Annotated in this window: 23 protein-coding genes and 1 pseudogene; 14 read left to right on the top strand and 10 right to left on the bottom strand. The window is 70.6% G+C overall.

The window, feature by feature from the left end; translation table 11 throughout:
* Positions 1-12: 12 nt before the first annotated feature.
* The 3 genes from MMF94_RS28835 to MMF94_RS28825 are packed head-to-tail and all read right to left on the bottom strand — an operon-like array spanning position 13 to position 2,169.
* The gene (locus MMF94_RS28835; protein WP_241040369.1) at positions 13-699 is read right to left on the bottom strand and encodes a FadR/GntR family transcriptional regulator; all 687 of its coding nucleotides are present in this window, start codon (positions 697-699) and stop codon (positions 13-15) included.
* A gap of 8 nt (positions 700-707) precedes the next feature.
* Positions 708-1,265 (bottom strand): DinB family protein, encoded by a 558-nt coding sequence (locus tag MMF94_RS28830; protein WP_241040368.1) that lies wholly within the window; start codon positions 1,263-1,265, stop codon positions 708-710.
* Positions 1,258-2,169, bottom strand: coding sequence for a LysR substrate-binding domain-containing protein (locus tag MMF94_RS28825; RefSeq protein WP_241040367.1), 912 nt, complete (start codon positions 2,167-2,169; stop codon positions 1,258-1,260). Before MMF94_RS28825 ends, MMF94_RS28830 begins: the two co-directional genes overlap by 8 nt.
* A 148-nt stretch (positions 2,170-2,317) precedes the next feature.
* Between MMF94_RS28825 and MMF94_RS28820 the strand changes: the two genes are divergently transcribed.
* The 10 genes and pseudogenes from MMF94_RS28820 (at position 2,318) to MMF94_RS28775 (ending at position 11,176) form a co-directional block, all read left to right on the top strand.
* Positions 2,318-2,818, top strand: coding sequence for a tripartite tricarboxylate transporter TctB family protein (locus tag MMF94_RS28820; RefSeq protein ID WP_241040366.1), 501 nt, complete (start codon positions 2,318-2,320; stop codon positions 2,816-2,818).
* 1 nt (position 2,819) lies between these two features.
* Positions 2,820-3,530: pseudogene (locus MMF94_RS28815) on the top strand (tripartite tricarboxylate transporter permease); the annotation flags it as partial.
* Between the two features lie 73 nt (positions 3,531-3,603).
* Positions 3,604-4,386: a tripartite tricarboxylate transporter permease gene (locus MMF94_RS28810; protein WP_241040547.1), complete on the top strand. Its 783-nt coding sequence runs from the start codon at positions 3,604-3,606 to the stop codon at positions 4,384-4,386.
* A complete protein-coding gene (locus tag MMF94_RS28805; protein ID WP_241040546.1) occupies positions 4,386-5,354 on the top strand; it encodes a Bug family tripartite tricarboxylate transporter substrate binding protein in 969 nt (322 codons plus the stop codon). Before MMF94_RS28810 ends, MMF94_RS28805 begins: the two co-directional genes overlap by 1 nt.
* A complete protein-coding gene (locus tag MMF94_RS28800) occupies positions 5,347-7,002 on the top strand; it encodes a thiamine pyrophosphate-binding protein (protein WP_277398847.1) in 1,656 nt (551 codons plus the stop codon). Before MMF94_RS28805 ends, MMF94_RS28800 begins: the two co-directional genes overlap by 8 nt.
* Positions 6,999-7,664: a 3-oxoacid CoA-transferase subunit A gene (locus MMF94_RS28795; RefSeq protein ID WP_241040365.1), complete on the top strand. Its 666-nt coding sequence runs from the start codon at positions 6,999-7,001 to the stop codon at positions 7,662-7,664. Before MMF94_RS28800 ends, MMF94_RS28795 begins: the two co-directional genes overlap by 4 nt.
* Positions 7,661-8,332, top strand: coding sequence for a 3-oxoacid CoA-transferase subunit B (locus tag MMF94_RS28790; protein WP_241040364.1), 672 nt, complete (start codon positions 7,661-7,663; stop codon positions 8,330-8,332). The genes MMF94_RS28795 and MMF94_RS28790 overlap by 4 nt, the downstream gene beginning before the upstream one ends.
* A 37-nt stretch (positions 8,333-8,369) precedes the next feature.
* Positions 8,370-9,341 (top strand): tripartite tricarboxylate transporter substrate binding protein, encoded by a 972-nt coding sequence (locus MMF94_RS28785; RefSeq protein WP_241040363.1) that lies wholly within the window; start codon positions 8,370-8,372, stop codon positions 9,339-9,341.
* Positions 9,342-9,358: 17 nt separating this feature from the next.
* Positions 9,359-10,342, top strand: a complete 984-nt coding sequence (locus MMF94_RS28780; RefSeq protein WP_241040362.1) for a Bug family tripartite tricarboxylate transporter substrate binding protein — start codon at positions 9,359-9,361, stop codon at positions 10,340-10,342.
* 60 nt (positions 10,343-10,402) lie between these two features.
* Positions 10,403-11,176 (top strand): SDR family oxidoreductase, encoded by a 774-nt coding sequence (locus tag MMF94_RS28775; protein ID WP_241040361.1) that lies wholly within the window; start codon positions 10,403-10,405, stop codon positions 11,174-11,176.
* 10 nt (positions 11,177-11,186) lie between these two features.
* On the opposite strand, the gene MMF94_RS28770 is transcribed toward MMF94_RS28775, so the two are convergent.
* Positions 11,187-11,930 carry an SDR family oxidoreductase gene (locus tag MMF94_RS28770; protein WP_241040360.1) on the bottom strand — a complete coding sequence of 248 codons (744 nt, stop codon included), beginning with the start codon at positions 11,928-11,930 and terminating at the stop codon, positions 11,187-11,189.
* A 387-nt stretch (positions 11,931-12,317) separates the two neighbouring features.
* Between MMF94_RS28770 and ectB the strand changes: the two genes are divergently transcribed.
* Together ectB and MMF94_RS28760 are read left to right on the top strand one after the other, a co-directional pair.
* Positions 12,318-13,604 (top strand): diaminobutyrate--2-oxoglutarate transaminase, encoded by a 1,287-nt coding sequence (gene ectB, locus MMF94_RS28765; RefSeq protein ID WP_277398846.1) that lies wholly within the window; start codon positions 12,318-12,320, stop codon positions 13,602-13,604.
* The gene (locus tag MMF94_RS28760; protein WP_241040358.1) at positions 13,601-17,971 is read left to right on the top strand and encodes a Pls/PosA family non-ribosomal peptide synthetase; all 4,371 of its coding nucleotides are present in this window, start codon (positions 13,601-13,603) and stop codon (positions 17,969-17,971) included. Before ectB ends, MMF94_RS28760 begins: the two co-directional genes overlap by 4 nt.
* A 114-nt stretch (positions 17,972-18,085) precedes the next feature.
* Here MMF94_RS28760 and MMF94_RS28755 read toward each other — a convergent pair whose 3' ends face one another.
* A complete protein-coding gene (locus tag MMF94_RS28755) occupies positions 18,086-18,286 on the bottom strand; it encodes a hypothetical protein (RefSeq protein WP_241040357.1) in 201 nt (66 codons plus the stop codon).
* 148 nt (positions 18,287-18,434) lie between these two features.
* Here MMF94_RS28755 and MMF94_RS28750 point away from each other — a divergent pair, with 148 nt between their 5' ends.
* Entirely contained in the window at positions 18,435-20,513 is a 2,079-nt protein-coding gene (locus MMF94_RS28750; protein WP_241040356.1) for an NAD(+) synthase, read from the top strand.
* A 53-nt stretch (positions 20,514-20,566) separates the two neighbouring features.
* Positions 20,567-21,115: a hypothetical protein gene (locus tag MMF94_RS28745; RefSeq protein WP_241040355.1), complete on the top strand. Its 549-nt coding sequence runs from the start codon at positions 20,567-20,569 to the stop codon at positions 21,113-21,115.
* A 16-nt stretch (positions 21,116-21,131) separates the two neighbouring features.
* Here the strand turns inward: MMF94_RS28745 and MMF94_RS43610 are convergent, their stop codons facing one another.
* The 5 genes from MMF94_RS43610 to MMF94_RS28720 form a co-directional block, all read right to left on the bottom strand.
* Positions 21,132-21,533 (bottom strand): alpha/beta fold hydrolase, encoded by a 402-nt coding sequence (locus MMF94_RS43610; RefSeq protein ID WP_338104379.1) that lies wholly within the window; start codon positions 21,531-21,533, stop codon positions 21,132-21,134.
* Complete coding sequence (locus MMF94_RS28735; RefSeq protein WP_241040353.1) at positions 21,416-21,679, bottom strand: hypothetical protein; 264 nt, start codon at positions 21,677-21,679, stop codon at positions 21,416-21,418. Before MMF94_RS28735 ends, MMF94_RS43610 begins: the two co-directional genes overlap by 118 nt.
* 180 nt (positions 21,680-21,859) lie before the next feature.
* The gene (locus MMF94_RS28730) at positions 21,860-22,846 is read right to left on the bottom strand and encodes a polysaccharide lyase (RefSeq protein WP_241040352.1); all 987 of its coding nucleotides are present in this window, start codon (positions 22,844-22,846) and stop codon (positions 21,860-21,862) included.
* The gene (locus MMF94_RS28725; protein WP_241040351.1) at positions 22,843-24,732 is read right to left on the bottom strand and encodes a right-handed parallel beta-helix repeat-containing protein; all 1,890 of its coding nucleotides are present in this window, start codon (positions 24,730-24,732) and stop codon (positions 22,843-22,845) included. The genes MMF94_RS28730 and MMF94_RS28725 overlap by 4 nt, the downstream gene beginning before the upstream one ends.
* On the bottom strand, positions 24,729-25,810 hold a 1,082-nt coding region (locus tag MMF94_RS28720; protein ID WP_241040350.1), incomplete at its 5' end, for a glycosyltransferase. The genes MMF94_RS28720 and MMF94_RS28725, both read right to left, overlap by 4 nt.

Raw genomic sequence — 25,810 nt, 5'->3', positions numbered from 1 at the left:
GCCCGGACCGCGTCAGGGGGTCGGTTCGCCCAGGGCGCTGCGTAGCCACTGCTCCACGCCGGCCACGTGGATCGTGGCCCACGCGCGGGCGAGCTCGGGCTGACGTGCGGCGATCGCGTCGCAGATCGCGGTGTGCTGCTCGATCGTGCGCGCGACCGCACCTTCCTGCGTCAGCCCGCGCCAGATCCGGGCGCGGGTGGTCGGGCCGGAGAGGCCCTCTATCAGCGAGCACAGCACGGTGTTGCCGCTGCCGACCGCCACCCGGCGGTGGAACTCGAGGTCGTTGGCCACGAGGTCCTCGACGCCGGGATTCGGGTCGAGTTCGGCGAGCACGGCGCGCAGACCGTCGATCTGCTCGTCGGTCATCGTGACGGCAGCCATCGCGGTGGCGGCGGGTTCCAGGATGCGCCGCACCTCGAGGAACTCCAGCACCGTGTCGTCGCGGTGGAAATCGACGACGAACGTCATCGCGTCGAGCAGCAGGTTCGGGTCGAGGCTGGTGACGTAGGTGCCGTCGCCCTGCCGGACGTCGAGCACCCTGATCAGGGAGAGCGCCTTGACGGCCTCCCGCAGCGAGTTGCGGGACAGCCCCAGCCGCTCGGCGAGGTCCGCCTCGCGCGGCAGCCGCGCACCCGGCCCCAGCTCACCCGAGACGATCATCGCCTTGATCTTCTCGATGGCTTCGTCAGTGACGGGCACGCAGCCTCCTAGACATCGGATGTCTCGGAGCCTACTGCTGCTCGGCCTACGGCGGTGATATCCCGGATGTGGTGGCGACCCTCGTGCAGTGCCTGGCGCACCAGCCACCGCGCCGAACGCACCTCGTGCGGCAACCGGGTGGCCACCCGGTCCCACTCGGCATCCGCGGTGCGTGAGATCTCGTCGCGGAAGCCCTGGACGTTGTCGGCCAGCTCGTCGAGCACTGCGGCCAGGTCACGCCGGGCGTAACGGAAGCGGCGTGCACGCATGTCGTTGAGCATGGGCTCGAGCGACGGCCGCAGCTCGGTGCGTGTGCGGTGCAGCCGGATCGTGTAAGTGGCGTAGACGTCCCGGACGTGGCACACGTACTCGACGACGCACCAGGTCTGCGGCTCGGGTCGCGTCCGGCGTACGGCCTCCGGCACGGCCAACGCGGCTGCACGGACCTGGTCGGGGATCTGTTCCAGCGCGGCCAGCGCCGCGGGGATGGCGGTCGTGGCGTAGGACATGTCGCACCCGGGGCAGACGTGGTGCTCGCCCGCGAGCGGAGGTAGCGGCTCAGCCAACGTTGCTCCCGGTGGGGTCCGGCGTGGGGAGGGTCGCCGCGGCCACCGCGAGGAAGTTGGCCAGCAGCGGGGACGGATCGCCGTCCCGCCAGGCGAGCGCGATCGGCACCCGCACGTCGGCGCCGGTGACCGGCCGGAAGACGACGCCCTCGAACTGCAGCTCCTCCGCTGACTCCGGCAGCAGCGCGACGCCGACCGCGGCCGCGACCAGCGCCACCACCGTGTAGGTGTCCTTGGCCTCCTGCGCGACCCGGGGCCAGAAGCCAACGGAGGAGCACGCGCGCATCGCGGTGTCGCGCAGGAACGAGCCCTGCTGCGCCGGGTAGCTGACGAAGTTCTCCTCGGCCAGGTCGGCGAGCGCCACGGCGGGCCGGGCCGCGAGCGGGTGTTCCTCGGGCAGCACGGCCATCAGCTCTTCGTCGACGATGGTCCGGCTGGCCAGTGGTGATGGGACCGGCGCCCGCAGGATGCCGACGTCGATGCCGCCGTCGAGCAGCGAGCTCGTCTGCGGGCCGCTGAAGACGGAGGGGTGCAGTTCGAGGCGTACCAGCGGATAGCGCTCTCGGTACGCCCTGGTCATCCTGGGCAACAGCCGCCACGTGGTCACGCCGGTGAGCCCGAGCCGGATCTCCCCGCGCTCACCCCGCTCCGCGAGCAGCACGGACTCCCGGGCCCGATCCGCCTCGGCGAGCACGCGGCGGGCATGGTCGAGGAAGACGACGCCGGCGTTGGTGAGGCGGACCTGCCGGGTGGTGCGCTCGAACAGCAGCACACCGAGGTCTCGTTCCAGATGCTTGATCTGCTGGCTGAGCGGCGGCTGGGCCATGTGCAGCCGGGCGGCGGCCCTGCCGAAGTGCAGCTCCTCGGCGACTGCGGCGAATGCACGGAGGTGCCGCAGCTCCATCGTCTTCACCCCTTCGCTGGTGGCGGCACTGATGCAGCGGATTGATAAGCCTGCGCTCTCAGTGGTGCCGTGATCTTGTATTGGACCGGATCAGTGTGCCTGCCTAATGTCCGTTTCACAGCGTTCGTCCCTCACGGGTGAGGTGCCGATGGATCGTTCGACAGCGCCGTCGACGGGTGGCGCGGCGCACCACTGGCTGCGCGGACAGCTTCATCGGCTCGGCCCGCTCGTGGTTCTCGGCATCGGTGTCGCCGCCCTCGTCGGTGCCGCCGGGCTGTCCCTCGGTGCGCTGACCGAACCCGGCCCGGGGCTGTGGCCGTTCATCGTCGCGCTGCTGCTGACCGGCACCTCTCTGGTGCTCGTGGTGGTCGACGACCCCGCCGACTACGAGCCCTGGACGCGCGGTTCCGCGCGGATCGCCGGCGGCGTGGCCGGGCTCGCCGTGTTCATACTGGCGTTCGAGGCGATCGGGTTCCTGCTCCCGGCCTTCCTGATGCTCCTGCTGTGGCTGCGCGTCTTCGGCGGGGAGAGCCGGCGCTGGTCGCTCGGCCTCGCCCTCGCGGGGTCCGTCGGGATCTACCTGCTGTTCGACCAGCTGCTCGGGGTGCCGTTCCCCGACGACGTCGTGGCCGGGCTGGTCGGCGCCTGACATGGACCTGCTGCAGGGGATCGCCCAGGGCTTCGCGGTCGCGCTCGACCCCGTCAACATCCTCTACGTCTTCGTGGGCGTGCTCATCGGCACGGTCATCGGTGTGCTCCCGGGTCTCGGCCCGACCGCGACGATCGCCCTGCTCCTGCCGCTGACCTACGAGATCGAGCCCAGCACGGCCGTCATCCTCCTGGCCGGCATCTACTACGGGTCGATGTACGGCGGCACGATCACCTCGGTGCTGCTGCGCCTGCCGGGCGAGGCCGCGTCCGTCGTCACCACCTTCGACGGCTACGAGATGGCCAAGCAGGGCCGTGCCGGGCCGGCGCTGGGGATCGCCGCGATCGGCTCGTTCATCGGCGGGATCCTGGCAGTCGTCGGGCTCACGCTGCTCGCCCCGCCGCTGGCATCGCTCGCCGTCTCCTTCGGGCCGCCCGAGTACGTCGCGCTGACGGTGCTCGGGATCCTCCTCGTGACGTACCTGGGCACCGGTTCGGCGCTGAAGAGCCTGAGCATGGCAGCGCTGGGGCTCCTGCTCGCCACGATCGGCCAGGACCCGATCACCGGCACCACCCGGTTCACGTTCGGCGAGGTCTCGCTCTTCGACGGGCTGGACTTCGTCGCCGTGGCGATGGGGCTGTTCGGTGTCGGCGAGATCCTGCACAGCCTGGAGCGCACCGAGAAGGTCCAGGCCGTCACGAAGAGGATCAGGAACATCTGGCCGAGCCGCACCGACCTGCGCCGGTCCGCGGGCGCGATCGGCCGGGGCAGCGATGCTCGGGTTCGTGATCGGTGTGCTCCCCGGGGGTGGCGGGGTCGTCTCGTCGCTGGCCTCGTACGCACTGGAGAAGCGCCGCGCGAAGGACCCGACCCGGTTCGGCAAGGGCGCCATCGAGGGCGTCGCAGGCCCCGAGACGGCCAACAACGCCTCGTCGACGTCGGCGTTCATCCCGCTGCTCACGCTCGGCATCCCGGCCAACGTCGTGCTCGCACTGATCTTCGGAGCCCTGCTCGTGCAGGGCATCACGCCCGGCCCGCAGCTCATCGACCAGCACCCGGAGATCTTCTGGGGCGTGATCGCGTCGATGTTCGTCGGCAACCTCATGCTGCTCGCGCTGAACATCCCGCTCGTCGGGGTGTTCGTGCAGATCCTGCGGGTGCGGGCCGGGATCCTCGCCGCGTTCGCCCTGCTCGTGACGATGGCGGGCGTCTTCTCGATCAACAACGACGTCACCGACATGTGGGTGGTGCTCGCGTTCGGCGTGCTGGGCTGGCTGATGAAGAAGACCGGGTTCGAGCCCGGCCCGCTCGTGCTGGCCTTCGTGCTCGGCCCGATCCTCGAACGCGCGTTCCGCCAGTCGATGCTGATCTCCGGCGGCAGCCTGGACATCTTCGTCACGCGGCCGATCTCCGGCGGGATCTTCCTGGTGATGGCGCTCGTCATCGTGGCCGGCATCGTGACCGCCCGTCGACGTCGTCTCGTGCAGCGTGCCGGCGCCCTCCCGGCGGAGGACGAGCTCGCCACGTCCACACCCGAGCCCGACCGCCGCACGACCCCGGGAGAGTGATGAACCGACTGCGCCTGTTCGCCGCCGTGCTCACGGCGGCACTCGTGCTCGCGGCCTGCGGCCAGGGGGCCGGCTCCGGTGAGCCTGCCGCGTACCCGTCCGAGCCGATCCGCATGCTCGTCCCCTACACGGCAGGCGGCCCCACCGACATCGCTGCGCGCTCGCTCGCGAAGTACATGGAGAGCACGCTCGGCCAGACCGTCGTGGTGGAGAACGAGCCCGGCGCCTCGGGCTCGGCGGCCTACCAGCGGCTCCTCTCCTCCGATCCGGACGGGCACACGCTCTCGATGACCGCCCTGCCGACGGCCGTGCTCAACTACCTGGTCAACGACGTCGGCTACACCCGCGAGGACTTCGCACCGATCGGCGTGATCACGCAGGTGCCCTCGGCGCTCGTCGTCCCGGCCACCTCGCCCTACACCGATCTCGGGGCGCTCTTCGCCGACGCGCGAACCGATCCCGCCAAGGTCACCGTCGGCACACCGGGGGCGACCAACACCCACGCCGCGGAGACGCGCCGCATCGCCCAGCTCTACGACGTGCCGCTGACGGTGCTGCCGTTCAACGGCAACCAGGAGGTACTGACGGCGCTCCTGGGCGGCAACACGACCGCCGGGTTCGTCAACGTCTCGCAGGACATGCTGCCCTCGATCGAGTCGGGTGCCCTGCGGGTGCTCGCCGTGGGCACCGAGGAGCGCCTGCCCTACCTGGACGCGCCGACCTTCGTGGAGCAGGGGTTTCCGGAGATCACCAAGAGCACCACGACGTTCGGCGTGATCGCACCGGGCGGGACGCCCCAGCCCGTGATCGCCCGGTTGGAGGAGACGATGCGCGCCGCCTCGGCGGATGCTGGAGTCCGCCAGGGCCTCGACGAGCGATACGTGCCCGGGCAGTTCATGGGCGGCGCCGAGCTCGCGGCGCTGTTCGCCGAGACCGAGCAGACGTTTCGAGGGGTGGCCGGTGGCTGAGGTAGGAGCGGACAGCGGAGCAACCGCGCTGGTGGAGGCGCTGCGCGAGCTCGACGTCGACATCGCGTTCGGTCTGCCCGGCGTGCACAACCTGCCCGTGTGGGAGGCGTGCGCGGCCGCCGGGATCCGATTGGTGGGCGTGCGGCACGAGCAGGCCGCCGCCTACGCGGCCGACGGGTACGCACGAGCGACGGGACGGCTGGGGGTCGCGGTGGTGACCACCGGGCCGGGCGCGGCCAACACCCTCGGTGCCACCGGCGAGGCGATGACGTCGGGCGCACCCGTGCTCGTGCTCGCCACCGACATCCCGTCGACGCTGCGCCGTCCCGGCGTGTACCGCGGCGTGCTGCACGAGACCCGCGACCAGGCGGCGATGTTCGCCCCGGTGACCAAGGCGGCCACCACCGCCGGCGCGGCATCCGAGCTGTACGCCGCCGTCCTGCTGGCCGGCCGGACGGCGCTGGCCGCCCCGACGGGCCCGGTCTACCTGGGCGTCCCCACCGATCTCCTCAGCCAGGCCACCGGCGGCTCGCACGCCGATCCCGGCCTCCCCCCGCAACGCCCGTCGTCCGGCGGTGAGCTGCGGGATGCGCTCGCGATGGTGGAGCGCGCGCAGCGGCCCCTGCTGTGGGTCGGGGGCGGGGCGCTGCGGGCCGGCGCGGGCGACGCGGTGGGTCTGCTCGCCGAACGGCTTTGCGCCCCGGTGATCACCACGTACAACGGCCGCGGGGTCCTCCCGCCCGACCACCCGTGCCTGGTGCCCGGCCCCGCGCACGTCCCGGCCATCGGGGCGCTGTGGGACCAGGCCGACCTCGTGATCGCCATCGGCAGCGACTTCGACGGCATGACCACCCAGAACTGGCGGATGCCCGCACCGCCCGCGCTGCTCGCGATCAACGTCGACGCCGAGGACGCCGCGAAGAACTACCGGCCCGACCTCGTCCTCGTCGGCGACGCGCTGGCCGTCACCGAACGGCTGGCGGCCGCCGTTCCGGCCCGCGACGGCCGGGGCGACCTCACCGCGCGGATCGAGGGGCTGCGCGGTGAGGTCGCGGCGCTGGTGCGGGAGGAGGAGCCGCAGGCCGCTCTGCTGCTGGACGCGCTCGACCGGCTGGTCCCCGCCGACGCGACGGTGCTCGCCGACATGTGCATCGCGGGCTACTGGGTGGCCGGTTTCCACCGCGTGCCCGGTCCGCGCCGGCTCGCCTACCCGATGGGCTGGGGCACGCTGGGCTTCGCCTTCCCGGCCGCGCTCGGCGCGGCCGCCGCCGGTGTGGGCCGCGCGGTCGCGGTGGTGGGCGACGGTGGCTTCCTCTTCGCCTGCGGTGAGCTGGCCACCGCGGCACAGGAGCAGCTGCCACTCACCGTCGTGCTCGTCGACGACGGCGGCTACGGGATGCTGCGCTTCGACCAGGTGCAGGCGGGGGTGCCCACTCGTGGCGTCGACCTGGCCACCCCCGACTTCGTCGCGCTCGCCGCGGCGTTCGGGGTGCCGGGGGAACAGGTCGACGGGTTCGGCGACGCGTTCGAGGCCGCGCTGGCGAAGAGCCTCGACGCCGACGGCCCGAACCTCATCGCTGTCCGTGCCGCGCTCACTCCGCCACCCTCGACCTCACCGCGGTGGTACCGCGCGAAGGCGCCGCGGTGATCGACAAACGGGTGGCGTCGCTGGCCGACGCCGTGGCGGGGATCGGTGACGGCGCGACGGTGCTGGTGGGCGGGTTCGGCAACTCCGGAGTGCCGGTGGCCCTCGTGCACGCCGTGCTGGAACTGGGAGCTCGCGACCTGACCGTCGTCACCAACAACGCGGGCAGCGGCGAGACCGACATCGCGGCGCTCATCCGCGAGCGCCGGGTCCGGAAGATCATCTGCTCGTACCCGCGGTCGGCGGGCTCCGTCTGGTTCGAGAAGTTCTGGCGTGCCGGCGAGATCGAGCTGGAGCTGGTGCCCCAGGGCACGCTCAGCGAGCGGATGCGTGCGGCAGGGGCGGGGCTCGGTGGCTTCTTCACCCCGGCAGGCGCCGACTCCCCACTCGCGCAAGGCAAGGAGGTGCGGGTGATCGACGGGCGCAGGCACGTGTTCGAGAAGCCACTGCCGGCCGACGTCGCCCTCATCAAGGCCGACCGGGCCGATCGCTGGGGCAACCTCGTCTACCACAGCGCCGCCCGCAACTTCGGTCCCGTGATGGCCACCGCCGCCGCGCTGACGGTGGCGCAGGTGCGCACGTTCGTCGAGCTCGGGACGCTCGACCCGGAGGCCGTGGTGACACCCGGGATCTTCGTTCAGCGCGTGGTGGAGGTGCCGGCGTGAGCGATCGCAGGCTGACCGCGCAGGAGATGGCACGCCGGGTGGCACACGACATCCCGGACGGCTCGTACGTCAACCTCGGGATCGGCATGCCCACGCTCGTGGCCGACGTGGTCCCGCCGGACCGGGAGATCATCTATCACAGCGAGAACGGGATTCTCGGGATGGGACCGGCACCCGCGCCCGGCACCGGTGACCCCGAGCTGATCAACGCAGGCAAGGAGCAGGTGACGCTGCTGCCCGGCGGCGCCTACGTCCACCACACCGACGCTTTCGTGATGATGCGGGGCGGCCACATCGACATCACGGTGCTCGGCGCGTTCCAGGTCTCCGCAACCGGCGACCTCGCCAACTGGGCCACCGACGAGGCGACGATGCCGCCGGCCGTCGGCGGGGCGATGGACCTCGCCGTCGGTGCGCGCCGGGTGCTCGTCATGACCACCCACACCACCCGTGACGGCCGGCCGAAGCTGCTCGCCGAGTGCAGCTACCCGCTCACCGCCGCTGCCGTGGTGGACCGCGTCTACACCGACATGGCCGTCATCGACGTGACGCCCGACGGCTTCGTGGTCCGCGAGCTCGTGGCCGGCACGACCCCGGACGACCTGCGGGCCGTCACCGCCGCTCCGCTGCACTTCGCCGCCGACCTCGCCGTGCTCGTCCCCACCTGACCGCTGCCCCGTCCCGACCACCGACCGTGAGGAACCAGTGCAACGTCGCATCCTCGGCCGGACGGCGATCACCCTCGCCGTGCTCGCGCTGCTGGCCGCCTGTGGGGGCCAGCAGCGCGCTGACGCCGGTTTCCCGAGCGAGTCGATCCGGCTGCTCGTGCCCTACGCCGCGGGCGGGCCCACCGACCTCACCGCGCGCGCCTACGGGGAGTTCCTCGAACGGGACCTGGGGCAGCCGGTGGTCGTCGAGAACAAACCCGGTGGATCCGGGGCGCTCGCCACGCAGGAGCTCGTCTCGGCGGACCCGGACGGGCACACGTTGGCGCTGATCACCGCAGGCACGGTGGTGCTGACGCCGCTCGCCAACGACGTTGGCTACACCGCCGCCGATGTCACCCCCGTCGGCGTGATGTCGGAGGTGCCGTCGCTGCTCGCCGTCGGCGCCGGATCGCCCCACCGTGACATCGCGGCGCTCGTCGCGGCCGCGCGCGCACAGCCGGGTGCGGTGTCCGTGGCGGTGCCCGGGGCGTCCACCCCGCAGGGGATCGAGCTGCAACGCCTGCGCGACGAGCACGGCGTCGAGTTCGCCGTCGTCCCGTTCAACGGCAACGCCGAGATGACAACCGCGCTGCTGGGCGGCAACGTCGACGCCGTCCTGATCAACGCATCGCAGGACGTCGTCGAGAACATCGACGCCGGCCGATTCCGGCCACTCGCGGTGTCCACCGAGCAGCGCCTGAACTGGCTCTCCGACACCCCCACGCTCGTCGAGTCCGGGTTCGCCGGTCTCACCTTGTCGGGCTCGACGTTCGGGCTGGCCGGGCCGGCGGGGCTGCCCGCCGCCGTGGCCACCCGGCTGGAGGACGCGCTGCGCCGCGCGCACGCCGATCCGGACGTCGTGGCGAGGGTGGGCGAGCGCTACACCGGCACCAGCTTCGTCGGTGCCGCCGACCTGCGCGCGGTCCTCGACCGCACCCGGGCCGTGTACGAGCCGATCCTGACCGGTTGAGCGGGAGGACCCGGATGATGCGGTACGGAAGATGGGCGGCCCTCGCCGCCATGACGGCGCTGACGGTCTCCTGTTCGGAAGGAGGAAGCGCGCCCGAGGCGGCCGGGGAGTATCCGACGAAAGAGATCAGGGTGATCGTCCCCTACACCGCGGGCGGCCCGACCGACCTCGCCGCCCGCACGATGGGCACGCACCTCGAGCGTGCTCTGGGCGAGCCGGTCATCGTCGAGAACCTGCCCGGCGCTGCCGGGGCACTCGCGATGAACGAACTGGTGGGCAGCGAGCCCGACGGCCACACGCTCACGTTGGTCGCGGCCCCCTCGACGGTGGTCACCCCGCTCATCCAGGACGTGTCCTACGGACCGGAGGACTTCGAGACCATCGGCGTGATCACCGAGGTGCCGTCGGTGCTGGCCGTGGGTGCGCGCTCCGAGTTCGCCAATGCCGCCGCGTTCTTCGACGCCGCTCGTGCACGCCCCGGCGAGCTCACGGTCGGGACGCCCGGCGCCACCACGTCGCAGGGCATCGAGCTACGCAGGCTGGCGAGCGAGTACGGCGTCCAGGTCACCGTCGTTCCGTTCAACGGCAACGCGGAGCTCATCCAGGCGCTGCTCGGTGGCACGGTCGACGCGCTGCTGGTCAACGTCTCGCAGGACATCCGGGCCCAGTTCGACGCGGGCGAGTTCCGGCCGCTGGCGATCAGTCCCGCCGAGCGGGTCGACTACCTCCCGGACACCCCCACGTTGGCCGAGCTGGGCTTCCCGGGCCTCACCTACAGCACCTCGCTGTTCGGGCTGGGCGCGCCGGTGGGAACGCCGCCCGAGATCATCGCGGAGCTGGAGGAGACGATGCGCGCCGGGCTGGCCGACCCGGCCCTGCGCACCCAGCTCGACGAGGCGTACGTGCCGGACGAGTTCATCGGCGCGGCCGAGTTCCGGACCATGCTCGACGAGATCGTCCGCGTGTACGGCCCGGTGGCGCAGGAGCTGCGAGGTGGTTGACTCCCTACACATGGAACCCAGTGATCGAGGTCTGCAGGACATGGCGGCGGTGAGCGCCTGATGGACACGGGACTGCAGGGACGCACCGCGATCGTGCCGGGGTCGAGCTCCGGGCTCGGGCTCGCCGTGGCCCGATCGCTCGCTGCGGAGGGCGCCAACGTCGTGCTCGTGGGCCGGCGCGGTGAGCTGGTGCAGAAGGAGGCCGCCGCGCTGCCGTCGGCCGTCGGGGTCGAGGCGGATCTCGCCGATCCCGGCGTGCCCGCGAGGCTCGTGGCCGAGGCCGAGCAGCGCTTCGGGCCGGTGGACGTGCTGGTTCTCAACGGTGGCGGGCCGCCGCCGGGGTTGGCCGCCGACTTCACCCCCGAGCAGTTCGCGACCGCCGTCGACCTCCTCGTGCAGCCCCACCTGCGGCTCGTGGCCGGGGTGCTGCCGGGCATGCGCGAGCGCGGGTTCGGCCGGATCGTCGCTGTGGGGTCGAGCGGCGTGCAGCAGCCGATCGATGGGCTCGTGGCGTCCAACGCGGCACGCGCCGCACTGGCCGGATACCTCAAGACCCTCGCCGGTGAGGTCGCCGCCGACGGCGTGACGGTCAACATGGTGCTGCCCGGCCGCATCGACACCGACCGCGTCGCCGTGCTGGATCGCGCCGTCGCCGAGCGCTCGGGCACCACGCCGGACCAGCAGCGGGCCCGCGCCGAGGCGACGATCCCCGCCGGGCGCTACGGCACGCCCGAGGAGTTCGCAGCCGTCGTCACGTTCCTCGCGAGCGCCGCGGCGTCCTACGTGACGGGCGAGCAGGTCCGGTGCGACGGCGGGATGATCCGCGCGCACTGACCGGCTGCGGTCACCCGCGCCCGATGAACGGCATCGTCGTGGCGGTGATGGTGAGGAACTGCACGTTGGCGTCGAGCGGCAGGCGGGCCATGAACAGCACCGCCTCGGCGACATGGGCGGGGTCGAAGGTCGGCTCCGGCCGGACGCTGCCGTCGGCCTGACGCGCACCGGTGGAGATCCCCGCGGTCATCTCGGTGGCCGCGTTGCCGATGTCGATCTGTCCGCACGCGATGCCGTAGGGGCGGCCGTCCAGCGAGATCGACTTCGTCAGGCCGGTGATCGCGTGCTTCGTCGCGGTGTACGCGGCGCTTCCGGGGCGCGGGACGTGGGCGGAGATCGACCCGTTGTTGATGATCCGCCCGCCCTGCGGCTGCTGGGCGCGCATCGTCGCGAAGGCCTCGCGCGTGCAGAGGAACGTGCCCGTCAGGTTGGTGGCCACGGCGGCCGTCCAGTCCTCGACGGCGATCTCGTCGGGGCTGCCGCTGGGGCCGAAACTGCCGGCATTGTTGATCAGCAGGTCGACCCGGCCCCACGTGTCCCGCACCGTGTCGAACAGCTGGGCGACGGAGCCGGCGTCGGCCACGTCCGTGGGCACCACCAGAGCCGCCGGATCGCCGGAAGCCGTGCCGTCCAGGGCCTCGCGGCGTCTGCCCGCGAGCGCCACGCGAAACCCGTTCTCCAGCAGGGCCCGCGCCATGAGCCGTCCGACCCCGGAACCCGCACCCGTCACCACCGCGACTGGTTCGTCCGCCACCGCTTCCCCCTTCGATCGTGAGGCCGGGCGGGCCGGCCCCGCGCCGGCCGCACTGTTGCCGGGCAGCACAGACCGTATCCACGCGGACGCACCCGCTGCCGCACGCTCCGTCACCGGGGGCGTCGAGGATGGTGTGCGGACAGCGGCGGTCGAGGGGTTATTCCGGGCTTCACGGACAATCTGCCATGGCCGGGATCACACCTGCGCCAGTGCGTTCCGCCGCCTCCCCGACAGTGTCCGGTTAGCACCCGTAACCATGGTTTCATCTCGGTTCTTCTTTTACTGCAACCTTACGAATCATTGAGAGAAGGCATTGCCGTAAACGGGGTGAGTACGGTCACGGCCGACAGTGCGAACAAAATCCCGGGCCGCCGCGTAGCCCCATACATGGTCACTGAAAACCGGGGCTCAACCGGGAAGGAAGTTTTCGCGCGCCGTGAGTCGCGAGTGCGCAGCTACAGCCGCAAGTACGAGATCGTGTTCGAGGAGGCCCGCGGCACCCTGGTCTGGGACGCCGACGGTCGCGAGTACATGGATTTCCTCGCCGGGGCAGGCTCCCTGAACTACGGCCACAACGACCCCGACATGGCTGAGGCGCTCGTCGCCCACATCCGCCGCGGGGGCATCGCGCAGGGTCTCGACCTCTTCACGCGACCGAAGATGGAGTTCCTCGAGACCTTCGAGGGTCTTGTCCTCGAGCCGCGCTCCATGGACTACCGGATCCACTTCACCGGCCCGACCGGAACCAACGCGGTGGAGGCCGCGCTCAAGCTGGCCAGAAAGGCCACCGGGCGCCGCAACGTCATCGCGTTCACGAACGGGTTCCACGGCGTCAGCCAGGGCGCTCTCGCCGCCACCGGGAACCGGGACCACCGCATGGGCGGCGCCACCGTGTCGCTTCCGGACGTCACCCGTCTTCCCTACGACGGGTACCTCGGAGGTTCCGTCGACACCTCGGAACTGCTGGAGCGTGTGCTGTCCGACCCGTCCAGCGGTGTCGACGCCCCCGCCGCGATCCTGCTCGAGACGGTTCAGGGCGAGGGCGGCCTCAATGTCGCCTCACGGCCGTGGCTGCGCCGTGTCGCTGCCATCGCCAAGGCCAACGGCGCGCTGCTCATCGTCGACGACATCCAGGCCGGTGTCGGGCGTACGGGTTCGTTCTTCAGCTTCGAGGGCATGGGCGTCACCCCGGATCTCGTGACGCTGTCCAAGTCCATTTCCGGTTTCGGCCTGCCGATGTCGCTGCTCCTGATAAAACCGGAGTTCGACGTCTGGAAGCCGGGCGAGCACAACGGCACTTTCCGCGGCAACGCGCACGCCTTCGTCACCGCACGTGTGGCGCTGGAGAAGTTCTGGGGTGACCGGAGCTTCCAGCACGAGATCGAGCGCAGCAGCGCCCTCGTCGGCGAGCGACTGGCCCGCATCGCCCGGCTCGTTCCGGGCGCCACGGTCAAGGGCCGCGGGATGATGCAGGGCATCGACGTCCGCGACGGGGACGTCGCCGCCGAGATCTGCCGCCGCAGCGCGCAGCGGCGTCTGATCATCGAGTCCGCCGGGCCCAAGGACGAGGTCATCAAGATCCTTGCCCCGCTCACCACGTCCGAGCAGATCCTGAACCGCGGCCTCGACATCCTCGAGGAATCAGCCGCGGCCGGCCTGCACGCCGTCGCATGAGCACGGGATTCGACCAGGGAACTCGACCGGTCGGGGAGTTCGGTCGACTAGCCGATCTGGTACTCAGCAGCGACGATGCCGACCAGTCGGTCCGCTGGACCCCGGGTGAACGGCTGCACCACCTGTTCGAGCAGCGATGCGACTCGTTCCGCGCCGAGGGGGACCCCGGCCACCTGGCCGTGGCCGGCCGGGATCTCGCAGTGACCTATCCGGAGCTGGACGCCCGCGCGAACCGGATGGCCCGGTTCCTGCGCAGCCAGGGCGTGGGGCCGGGTTCGCGGGTTGGGCTCGTGTTCGACGAGCCGCTGCAGTCCTACACCGCCATCCTCGCCGTGCTCAAGATCAACGCCGCGTACGTGCCACTCGACCCGGTGTTCCCCGCCGACCGCATCGCCTACATCGTGGGCGACGCCGGCGTCACCGTCGTGCTCACCCTTTCCCACCTGCGCGAACGTGTGGGAGAACCGGGTGCCGCGGTGGTGTGCGTCGACGAGGTGCAGGAGCAGGTCGACGCCCAGGACCCTTCGCGGCTCAGTGCCGTCGAGCAGGGCACCCCGGTGGAGGACCTCTGCTACATCATCTACACCTCCGGCACGACGGGACGGCCCAAGGGCGTCGCGATCGAGCACGCGAGCATCTGCAACTTCGTGCGGGTCGCGGCCGAGGTCTACGGCGTGGTGCCCGAGGACCGCATGTACCAGGGCATGACAATCGCGTTCGACTTCTCCGTCGAGGAGATCTGGATCTCGCTCGTGGTCGGCGCGACGCTCGTGCCGAAGCGGGGCGGCAGCCTGCTGGGCGAGGATCTCGCCGACTTCCTGCGCGAAGAGCGCGTCACCGCGATGTGCTGCGTTCCCACGCTGCTCGCGACGATGGACGACGACCTTCCCGACCTGCGGTTCCTTCTGGTGTCCGGCGAGGCGTGCCCGCAGGACCTCGTGACCCGCTGGCACCGCCCCGGACGGCGCTTCCTCAACGTCTACGGCCCGACCGAGGCCACCGTCACCGCCACGTGGACCACACTGGAACCCGACCGGCCCGTGACGATCGGCGTGCCCCTCCCCACGTACTCGGTCGTGATCCTCGACGAGAACGACCAGCGTCCGCTTCCCCCCGGGCAGCTGGGCGAGATCGGCATCGCCGGCATCGGCCTGTCCGCCGGATACGTCGGCCGCAACGACCTCACCGCGAAGGCCTTCATTCCCGACGTCATCGGCATCCCCAACAACACGTCCGGCCTGATCTACCGCAGTGGTGACCTCGGCCGGATCACCGAGGACGGTCTCGTCGAATGCCTCGGCCGGATCGACACGCAGGTGAAGGTCCGCGGCTACCGCATCGAGCTGACCGAGATCGAGTCGCTGCTCCTGCAGCTGCCGGAGATCGCCCAGGCCGTGGTGGACACCTACGAGCCCGCCCCGGGCGTGGTGGAGCTCGTGGCCTACTACACACTGCGTCGCCCCGGGCAGCCCGCGGACATCGACAGCGTGCACGACGAGCTGCGCAGGCGGCTGCCGTCGTACATGGTGCCCGCCTACTTCGAGCAGCTCGAGCACATCCCGATGCTGCCCAGCGACAAGGCCGACCGGAAGAACCTCCCTGCCCCGCAGGGCCCCCGGTACACGGCCGCGCAGGGCGAGATCGTCGAAGCCGAGGGCGAGGTCGAGACGCTGCTGGCCGGCACCGTCGCGGAGATGCTGTCGCTCGACCGCGTGTCCGTCGAGAGCAACCTCTTCGAAGACCTCGGGATGAACTCCCTGCTGATCGCGCAGATGTCGGCCAAGCTGCGCGTGCACGAGCAGCTGCCCCCGATCGCCATGAAGGACGTGTACCTGAACCCGACGGTGCGCGCGCTCTCGGCGACGCTGCAGGACGCCGCACCTCGCCAGGCCTCCGCCGAGCCGCGCACGATCCGCCGGGCAGGCACCGTGCCGTACCTGCTCACCGGTGTGGCGCAGACAGCGGTGTACCTGGGCTTCGCCTACCTCGTCGCCTTCGCAGGCGTCACCGCGTACGGGTGGCTGTCCGACGCGACCGGCATCCTCGACATCTACCTGCGTTCGGTCGCACTCGGCGGGGCCGTGTTCCTCGTCCTCACCCTGCTCCCGGTCGTGGCGAAATGGGTGTTGATCGGCCGGTGGAAGGCGAGCGTGATCCCGATCTGGGGTCTGCGCTACCTGCGGTTCTGGATCGTGCGCCAACTGCTGCGGATCAGCCCCGCGCTGGCGTTCGTCGGCTCGCCGCTGTACCTGGTCTACCTCAGGATGCTGGGGACGAAGGTCGGCAAGGGAGCCGTGGTCCTCTCCACGGCGCTGCCGGTCTGCAGCGACCTGATCACCATCGGCGCAGGCGCCGTCGTGCGTAAGGACTCGTACTTCAGCGGCTACCACGCCGAGTCCGGGTGGATCCGGACGGGCCGCGTCGACATCGGGGCGAACGCCCTGATCGGCGAGGCCACCGTGCTGGAGATCGACACCGCCGTCGGGGACGGCGCCCAGCTCGGCCACACATCGGCACTGCGGATCGGGCAGAAGGTGCCGGCCGGGAAGCGCTACCACGGCTCTCCCGCCCAGGAGACGACAGCCGACTACCGACGGATGGAGTCGCAGGGTGGCAACGGCCTGCGCCGCTTCACGTACGGGGCCACTCAGCTCCTCGCGATGCTCCTGATCTGGGCCCCCCTCGCGACCGGGCTGATCTTCGTCCTCCTGCCGAGCGTCTTCCCGGCCGTGAACACCGCATCAGCGGTGCAGGCCGTGGTGGACGGCACCGACCGCAGCGTGTTCGCCCAACCCCGGTTCTACGTGGACTACTTCCTCGTCTCCGGCGCGCTGCTGTTCGGCGTGATGCTCCTCGGGCTGCTGGCGGCGGCCATCGTGCCGCGTGTGCTGAGGAGGATCGTCCCGCCGGACACCGCGCACCCGCTCTACGGGTTCCGCTACACGGCCCACCGCGCTCTGCGCCGGCTGACCAACATCCCGTTCTTCACCAACCTGCTGGGCGACAGCTCCTTCATCATCCGCTACCTCCAGCTGCTCGGTTACGACCTCTCCACCGTGCAGCAGACGGGGTCGAACTTCGGGCTGATGGAGAAGCACGAGTCGCCGTTCCTGTCCCACGTGGGCACCGGCACGCTCGTCTCGGACGGCTTGTCGCTCGCGAACGCCGACTACTCGAACACGTCGTTCATGGTGTCGCGGGTGTCACTCGGCGCCAACAGCTTCATCGGCAACGCCGTCACCTATCCGGCCGGAGGACGGACCGGGGACAACATCCTCCTCGCGACGAAGGCGATGATCCCCGTCGACGGGCCGGTGCGGGAAGGCGTGGGCCTGCTGGGGTCTCCCCCCTTCGAGATCCCCCGCTCGGTGCAGCGCGACGTCGACCTCGAGTGGTACCGCAGCCCCGAGGAGCTTCCGGCGCGCCTGGCCCGGAAGAACCGCTCCAACGCGATCACGATCGCGATGTTCCTCCTGCAACGATGGCTGCAGTGGTTCGGCGTCGTCCTCATCGGGCTGCTGTCGACCTACTTCTACAGCGACATCGGAGTCAGCTCGTACGCGCTCGGAATCATCGCAGCGCTGGTGTTCACGACGCTGTTCTCGGTGCTGGCCGAACGCGCGAGCATCGGGTTCCGCCGGCTCTCACCGCAGTTCTGCTCGATCTACCAGCCGTACTTCTGGCGCCACGAACGCCTCTGGAAACTGAGCGGAACCGGCTACCTGCAGATCTTCAACGGCACGCCGTTCAAGTCGATCGTGTGGCGGATGCTCGGCGTGCGCGTCGGGAAGAAGCTGTTCGACGACGGCGCCGGCATCCCGGAGAAGACGCTTGTGACGATCGGCGACTACTGCACCCTCGGAGCGCAGGCCACGATCCAGTGCCACTCGCTGGAGGACGGCAGCTTCAAGTCCGGCTACACCGTCATCGGGAACGGCAGCACCGTGGGCGCCAACGCCTGGGTGCACTACGGCGTGACCATGGGCGAGCGTGTCGTGGTCGACGCCGACTCCTTCCTGATGAAGGGCGAGGAGCCGGTCGCGGACTCCCGGTGGCGGGGCAACCCGGCCCGTGAGGTTGCGGAAGGCGATGCTCCGGTGGTCTCCCCGACGGTCCGCCGGCTCGTCCGGAAGCTCGACCGCGAGGCCCGGGAGGCCGCCCGGCTGGCCGCCTGGCAGGCCCGGCACGGACGGCACGCCAAGGCCAGGAAGACCGGGCCCGCCCGGTGCACGGTGACCCGTGCCCCCTCAGGGTCGGCCGCCGCACACGCCGAGCTGCCCCGCACCCGCCGCCCGGAGGCACCAGGGGCCGAGTCGGGCACCCCGGAGACCCGCACCATCACTCACTGGCGGCGGCGGAGGAGCTGAGCGCCGACCGCCTGCAGTGGCGCCGCACCGGGGATGCGGCGCCACTGCGATCCCGGCTGTAACCGCGGCTACGGCGACGGCTCCGACCGCCTCACGGCGACGGCTCCGACGGTCTCACGGCGACGGCCGGGGCACCTCACACTCGATCCGCGGGTTCACCCCCAGGTAGTTCAACGGCCCGACGACGATCGTGACCAGCACCGTTCCGAGCTCGGCGCAGTTCACCTCCGACCGTTCGAAGTAGCCGCGCTGGTAGGCCGCGAGCAACCCGATCACCAGCCACAGGACGACGATCACTCCACCTACCCGGCCCATGCACCCAGCTCCCCCGAGATCGTGTACTCCCGGTACCCGGCACGTGACCGCCCCCAAACCGGACGAAGACCGCACCCGCAGCGCGGCTGACGTTCCCCCGCTGCACAGGAAGGGCACACTAAAAGCAGGTTCTCCGGTGTTGCCCCTCATGAGGAAGGTCGTCTCCGCTCGCATGGACTTCCACTCCGCATACCGCCACGGGTTCGTCCGGGTGGCGGCATGCACGACCGAGACCTCGATCGCCGTTCCGGCCGCCAACGCCGAGGCGGTGCTGCGCGTCGCGCGTGAGTGCCACGACGACGGCGTCGGGGTGGCGGTGTTCCCCGAGCTGACGCTGTCGGGGTACTCGATCGAGGACATCCTGATGCAGGAGACGCTGCTGGACTCCGTCGAGGAGGCGTTGCTCGACGTGGTCACCGGGTCGGCCGACCTGCTCCCGGTGCTGGTGGTGGGTGCGCCGCTCCGGTTCCGCCATCGCGTCTACAACACCGCCGTGGTGATCCACCGCGGACGGGTGCTGGGCGTGGCGCCGAAGTCGTACCTGCCGACCTACCGGGAGTTCTACGAGCGCCGCCAACTGGCCCCCGGCGATGACATCGTCACGACGATCCGGATCGGTGGCCCCGACGCGGGCGTAGATGTCCCGTTCGGACCTGACCTGCTGTTCACAGCCACAGACGTGCCCGGGCTCGTGTTGCACGTGGAGATCTGCGAGGACATGTGGATACCGGTGCCGCCGAGCGCGGAGGCAGCGCTCGCCGGTGCCACGGTGCTGGCGAACCTGTCGGGCAGCCCGATCACCATCGGGCGCGCGGAGGACCGCAAGCTGCTCTGCCGTTCGGCTTCGTTACGGTGCCTCGCCGCCTACATGTACTCGGCCGCGGGTGAGGGCGAGTCGAGCACCGACCTGGCCTGGGACGGCCAGACCATGATCTACGAGAACGGCGTGCTGCTGGCCGAGACCGAGCGCTTCCCCGAAGGTGAGCGACGCTCGGTCGCCGACGTGGATCTCGACCTCATCCGGGCCGAACGGCTGCGGATGGGCACCTTCGACGACAACCGCCGCCACCACTCCGCGCGCACGGACGAGTTCCGGCGTGTGGAGTTCCGCCTCGACCCACCCCGCGGCGACATCGGGCTGCGCCGCGAGATCGAGCGGTTCCCGTTCGTGCCTGCGGACGAGTCGCGGCTCGAGCAGGACTGCTACGAGGCGTACAGCATCCAGGTCTCCGGGCTCGAGCAGCGGCTGCGAGCGATCGGGCAACCGAAGGTGGTGATCGGCGTCTCCGGCGGGCTGGACTCCACCCATGCCCTGATCGTCGCCGCGAAGGCGATGGACCGCCTGGGGCGCCCGCGCAGCGACATCCTCGGTTTCACCCTGCCCGGCTTCGCCACCGGCGAGCACACCAAGGGCAACGCGATGCGGCTGGCGCAAGCGCTCGGGATCACGTTCGAAGAGATCGACATCACCGACACCGCCCGGCTGATGCTGACGAACCTCGGCCACCCGTTCTCCCGCGGCGAGCCGCAGTACGACGTCACCTTCGAGAACGTGCAGGCCGGTCTGCGCACCGACTACCTGTTCCGGGCGGCCAACCAGCGCAGTGGGATCGTGCTCGGCACCGGCGACCTCTCCGAGCTGGCGCTCGGGTGGAGCACCTACGGCGTGGGCGACCAGATGTCGCACTACAACGTCAACGGAGGGGTGCCCAAGACCCTGATCCAGCACCTGATCCGCTGGGTCGTGAGCTCCAAGCAGTTCGAGCCGGAGGTCGGCGAGGTCCTGGAGTCCGTGCTCGGCACCGAGATCACCCCCGAGCTCGTCCCCACGGGCGAGGACGAGCAGGTCCAGAGCAGCGAGGCCATGGTCGGCCCGTACTCCCTGCAGGACTTCTCCCTGTTCCACGTGCTGCGCTACGGGTTCCGCCCCTCGAAGATCGCGTTCCTGGCCTGGCACGCCTGGCACGACCCCGACGCCGGCAAGTGGCCCTCCGGATTCCCGGCCGACAAGCGCCCGTCCTACACGCTCGCCGAGATCCGCCACTGGCTGCAGGTCTTCGCGAAGCGCTTCTACAGCTTCAGCCAGTTCAAACGCTCCGCCCTGCCCAACGGCCCGAAGGTCTCCGCCGGTGGATCACTCTCCCCCCGCGGCGACTGGCGGGCCCCCTCCGACATGTCCGCCCGGATCTGGCTGGACGAGATCGATCGCGAGGTACCCGAGGAATGACATCGACCCCCGGGGGTCGACGCCGAACGGGCCTAGCGAGAGGATCGGCAGCCGTGTCCCGTTCCAGGCTCGCACTCATCGGTTCCGTCCTGGCCGCCGGCGCGCTCGCCGTCGCCGGCTGCACCGCCGCGCCACCCCCGGCTCCGGCCGCGCCGCCAGCCGCCGCACCGAGCGGTGCGCAGCAACCCGGCGGGCACGGCGAGCACGGTGGACACCAGGGCCACGAGTCCAGTGCGCCGGCTCTGTGGGCCGTGCAGACCGGTCCGCTCGGCGTCGTCACCACCGACGGCGCCGGGCACCTCATGTACCGATCCGACGCCGACAGCGCCAACCCACCCACGTCGAACTGCACCGGAGAGTGCGCCCAGACGTGGCTGCCCGTGCTGGTCACCGCGGGTGTGAAGCCCCAGCTCCTCGGTGTCGACCCCGGCGCGGTCGGCACGATCACGCGCCCCGAGGGCACCACGCAGCTCACGCTCGCCGGATGGCCCCTCTACCGTGACCGTGACGACCCCGGCGGCAACCCGAATGCCGGACGGAACGGCCTGGACAACACCTGGTTCGTCATCACGCCCACCGGGGACAAGGCACCGGCAAGCTGAAGGCGAGGCGGGTCCCTCAGCGGCCGCCCGGCGCGGTGCCCACGATCCTGCCGATGAGAGCCGCAAGCTCCTCGGGCATGGACAGGAACGGGGAGTGGGAGCTCGGCAGCCGGTAGACCGCGCCTGCCCGCTCGTGCGCCCGCTCGTCGAGCACAGGCGGGAAGATCTGGTCGTTCTCGCAGCGCACGAAGGCGGAGGGGATCGTCTTCCACGCCGCCGCGGTCAGTGGCCCGGTGAAGGCCCGGATGCTCTGGGGCACCAGTTGGGCCGGGCGCCGGCAGCGAGCTTCTGACGGATCCGCTACAGCGGGTCGCCAGGAAGAACCGGCGGGTGCGGCGGCGGGTAGCCGTAGGTGGGCTGGAACTCCACGGGGATGGAGCCGATGTCGCGGCTCAGGGTGCCTGCGTCGTGCTCGCACACCCATCCGCCGAGCTTGGCGACGTAGTCCCAACGCTTGCCGCGGACGTCCCAGACCGGGGGGTGCTCCTGGGCCTCCGCGGCGGGTGTACCCGCCGCGATCGGCCCGTCGGGGATTGCTGCGGGGTCGATGTTCGGGCCGCTCATCGGTCGCCTCCGAAAGATGGACGGGCGAGCCGCGGTGGGCTCCACGGCGACGCTGACGGCGGGACGCTAACACCTCAGGGTGACGGAACGGCTACCGCCACGACCCGCGTTCGCGGGATCTCCACCGGTCCGTCACCTCTGCGAGCACTACCTTCCACCGCTGGTCGCCGGCCTGCCTGGTCATGACGCGTCGCCCGTTCCGCAGTCCGTGTCGGCCATCGGGCGGGTGTCGGGCGCCGGTGTGTCGGGCGGCGGGGTGCCGGTGGTCAGGGTGAAGTCGGCGAAGTCGGTGTGTTGGTCGGTGGGTGTGGCCCAGGTGGTGTCGTCGCCGCCGAAGAAGGTGGAGAAGAACAGGCCTTGGATGCGGAGCTCGTCAGTGGTGCGGAATTGCAGGCCGGTGTGGTCGAGGACGAGGTTGTCGTCCTGCCAGACGGTGATGCGGCCGTTGCTGAGTCCGGGGGTGTTGAGCTGGACGCGTTGGCGCAGGCTGGTCCAGGTGCCGGGGGTGAACTGCCAGCAGCCGCGGCCGAGGGAGGTGCCGTGGTCGCGGGAGGTGGGCAGGTAGGCGTAGATCTCGGCGTTGCCGTCGGCGCGCCACATGTAGCGGGTGGAGAAGCCGTTGGTGCCGTCGGGGATGTGTTGTCCGCTGGTGGTGGTGCCGCCGTAGAGGCCGGGGAGTTTGCCGCCTTTGACGAAGTCGAAGCCGGAGGGGAAGCGGAGTTGGTAGTACAGGTCGAGGGTGTCGGTGGGCTGGGGGAGTTCGAGGTAGGCCTGGGTGCCGCCGTCGGTGCCGCCTGCGGATCGGCTGGCGGAGCCTGCGGGGTAGGTGATGCGTAGGAATCGCCGGTCGGGTGGGGTGGTGGTCAGGAGTTCGGCGTGGTCGAGGCCGAAGTCGCCGTGGTCGGTGTAGTGCAGTTGGTTACCCAGGAACTGTTGGAGCTTCGCCGGGAACACCTCGGGGTCCAACGACGTCACGCGCTCCGCGGGCGGCGCGGCCTGGCACGCGGCCAGTGCCGCCACCGCCACGACACCCGCGGCGATCCGGCGCCGGACGCCCCGGTGCTCATGCCGTGCCGGGCGGCGCATCCGCAGCACCGATCCACGCAGGCCCCCGGCCCGCGGCGGGGTCGGCCCGGCGGGTTGTTCGACGACGTGTCTGCGGATCATTGCTTCGGCGTGGGAGGCGGGTACGCGGGCGGTGGGCGACGCCTCGTGTCTGCTCCTGCGCGTCGTAGCCGGCGAACGTGCACCTGCTCCAGCACGAACGCCAGCAGGATGAGTGGCACGCCGATCGCCCCGAGCAGGTTGAGCGGGGGCAGGCTCAGCTCGTTGATGCCGTGCTGGCCCACCTGACCGCGCACCGACTCGAGAGCGTGCACCCGGGACGCGGTGAGCGTGAACGGGCTGCCGGGGGCGGCGTTGATTCCCAGCGAACTCGTGGTGACGTCGATGTTGTGGGCGTGCACCGGCTGGGTCGATCGGGTCCGGATGCCCTCCCGGGCCTGGCTGATGGTGATGCCGGAGATCGTGGCCGCGGCGGCGACGTCGATCGCGGTGGCACCGCCGGTGATGCGACCACCGATGATGCGGGTGTCCGGGCTGAACGTGCGCACGGCGTCGGCGGCGACGTGTTCGGCGACCAGATCCTGCACCACCACCCCGCTGGTGTTCGGGGTGGCGACGACGCCGTGGTGCCCGCCCACCAGGGTGAGCCCGGTCAACGTGATCGTGCGGGCACCGCGCTCGATACGCACGCCGGTGCCCGAGTCGCTCACGCGCACGCCGGTGAGCTGCACGTCCTGACCACCGACCGAGATCCCGGCCACCCGGGCGCCGTGGAACGTCGAGTCCGTGATGGTCAGCCCCTGCGTGCTCTTCTCCGCCACCACGCCACGGCGCCCACCCGTCGTCCGCACCCCTTCGAGCACCGTGTTGGTGGTGTTGATGTGGGTGAACAAGCCGACCGGCTGGTCAGTGGCGGTGAAGCCGGCGATCAGCGTGTCATTGGACCGGCTCACTCGCAGCCCGCCGGCCTTGTCCGCGGTCGTGGCGACTCCGATGACATGCGCGCCTTGCTGCCCGACCAGCACCATGCCGTACTCACCGTTGCCCTTTGTGGACACACCCGTGATGCGGCGGCCCGTCACGGATGCCACCGGACGGCTCGTGCTGCCCGCGGGGCGGCGGTCGGCACTGAGCATGGTGAACAGCAGGCCGTTACGGCCGTTGCGCTCGGCATGAACCTCGGTCATCGTCGTGCCGCTGTCACCGCGGAAGACGATGCCGTCGCCGGTGGACTCGGTGACGGTCACCCCCTCGAGGCGCACGCCGTCGGACCGGGACAGCTCCACGCCGGTGCTGCTGCGCTGCAGTGTGGTGCGCACCAGCGAACCGCTGCTGGCGGGGTTGAACGCCACTGCGGGCCGGCCGTTGTCGACCTCATTGGCCGGAGTGCCCAGGTCGCTGATCGTGGAGTCGGTGACCTCCAGCCTGCCGCCGGCCGCGGCCACGATCGACGGCCGTCCCGGCGCGAGGGGCACCGGGTTCCCGGTGGCCGGATCGAACGAGGTGACCGTGACCCCGCTCAAGCTCAAGCGCCCACCGCCGGTGTAGATCGACGCCGTCTGCGTCGTGCTGTCGCCGCCGGTGAGCCTCAGGGTGCGCACGCCGCTGACGTCCAACGCGGTTCCCCTGGTCAGCACGATGGTGGCCCCCAGCTCCGCGGTGCCGTCGGTGATGGTCAGCCAGCCCGGAGCGAGCATGCGGTCCAATGCTGCGAGGCTCAGCGCGGCCGAGCCCGAGGGCACCCGCTGCGATACCTGCCCATCGGTCACCGCATCGATCCGGGTGTCTCGCACGATCACCATCTTGTTCGGACGCCCCCGGTCCTCCCACTGCTTCCGGATCCGCTGATCCTCGGGGGCGAGCTGCACCGGAGCCGACCAGGCGATGGGCGCGAGCAGGGGTGTACCGGCGGCGGTGCCCGTGCCGATTCCGAGGAACGCCGCGACCACAAAAGTCACGAGCAGAATGCTCATGCATACGCGCGTCATGCCGGAATCTCCTCCGGCTGCTCGTTGGTGCGGACGACGGTGCCGTTTTCGACGGCGACTTGGCGGGTGAGCCAGCGTTGTTGGCGGATGGTGGCCAGGGCGTGGATTTTGATGACGGCCATGAGCCAGGACACGGCGATGTAGCCGGGGATGTAGAAGAACGAGGACGGACGCCTGCGCAGGTGGGGCAACAGCTTCGCCGACCGGCTGATCTGCCACCACAGAGCCAGCACGATCACGAACACCCACTGCCGCTCGACGATCGAGGCGATCATGAAGGACAACCCGAGGAGCAGGGTGAAGCTCGACACCGCCTTGTCGATCATCGTGTAGGCCAGGAAAGGACGACGCCACACCCACCGCCGCGACAGTGCTCGCAGGTCCGACCGCCACGTGTTGCGGGCCCACCGCAAACGCTGCCGCACGAAGATCCGCCAATGATCGGGGAAAGTCGACCACACCTCGGCCGAGCGCTGCATGAACGTCTTGTGCCCGCGCTCCAGGATCAGCGTGGTCAAACGCTTGTCGTCACCGGACAGACACGGCACCCCGAGAAACGTCTCGTTCATGAAATCGTGCTCGATCTCGAGCAACAACTCCCGCCGATACACCGCCGTCCGCCCCGACAGGCACGACACCGCTTGGCCCAACAGACTCTGCGAGGCGTTCTCGTCGAAATACCGGTGATCCAGGAACATGTCGGTGATCCGCGCCAGGAACCCACTCGAACCGTAGACACTCTGCCGCGTCCCGACCCCACCCATCCGGGGATCGGCGAACGGCTTACACACCTGCTCGGCCACATCCGGGGCCCAGATCGTGTCTGAATCCACCAGCGCGACCAACTCCCCCGCCGCGGCGTTCCACCCCCGCCGCAACGCATCCCGCTTCCCGGGCACATCGGTCACCAACACCGTGACCGGATACCGGGCGGCGATCTCCCGACACGTCGTGTCGGAAGCGTCGATCACCAGGATGACCTCCAGCACGTCGTTGTCCAACCACGACTCGATCGCCGCGGTGAACACCGCCGGATCCTCCTGGTACACCGGCACCACCACACTCACGCTGGCCCGAT

The organism is Pseudonocardia alaniniphila (assembly GCF_022524485.1).
GTDB classification, from domain to species: Bacteria; Actinomycetota; Actinomycetes; order Mycobacteriales; family Pseudonocardiaceae; genus Pseudonocardia; species Pseudonocardia alaniniphila.
Note: the sequence above shows the minus strand (reverse complement) of the source record. Positions and strands in the feature narration are given on the sequence as shown.

Bases quoted from the DNA above. Each gene is read 5' to 3' on its own strand.
- MMF94_RS28825 (WP_241040367.1), bottom strand. From the start codon at position 2,169: ATGGAGCTGCGGCACCTCCGTGCATTCGCCGCAGTCGCCGAGGAGCTG.
- MMF94_RS28820 (WP_241040366.1), top strand. From the start codon at position 2,318: ATGGATCGTTCGACAGCGCCGTCGACGGGTGGCGCGGCGCACCACTGG.
- MMF94_RS28805 (WP_241040546.1), top strand. From the start codon at position 4,386: ATGAACCGACTGCGCCTGTTCGCCGCCGTGCTCACGGCGGCACTCGTG.
- MMF94_RS28780 (WP_241040362.1), top strand. From the start codon at position 9,359: ATGCGGTACGGAAGATGGGCGGCCCTCGCCGCCATGACGGCGCTGACG.
- MMF94_RS28775 (WP_241040361.1), top strand. From the start codon at position 10,403: ATGGACACGGGACTGCAGGGACGCACCGCGATCGTGCCGGGGTCGAGC.
- ectB (WP_277398846.1), top strand. From the start codon at position 12,318: ATGGTCACTGAAAACCGGGGCTCAACCGGGAAGGAAGTTTTCGCGCGC.
- MMF94_RS28760 (WP_241040358.1), top strand. From the start codon at position 13,601: ATGAGCACGGGATTCGACCAGGGAACTCGACCGGTCGGGGAGTTCGGT.
- MMF94_RS28755 (WP_241040357.1), bottom strand. From the start codon at position 18,286: ATGGGCCGGGTAGGTGGAGTGATCGTCGTCCTGTGGCTGGTGATCGGG.
- MMF94_RS28750 (WP_241040356.1), top strand. From the start codon at position 18,435: ATGAGGAAGGTCGTCTCCGCTCGCATGGACTTCCACTCCGCATACCGC.
- MMF94_RS28735 (WP_241040353.1), bottom strand. From the start codon at position 21,679: ATGAGCGGCCCGAACATCGACCCCGCAGCAATCCCCGACGGGCCGATC.
- MMF94_RS28730 (WP_241040352.1), bottom strand. From the start codon at position 22,846: ATGATCCGCAGACACGTCGTCGAACAACCCGCCGGGCCGACCCCGCCG.
- MMF94_RS28725 (WP_241040351.1), bottom strand. From the start codon at position 24,732: ATGACGCGCGTATGCATGAGCATTCTGCTCGTGACTTTTGTGGTCGCG.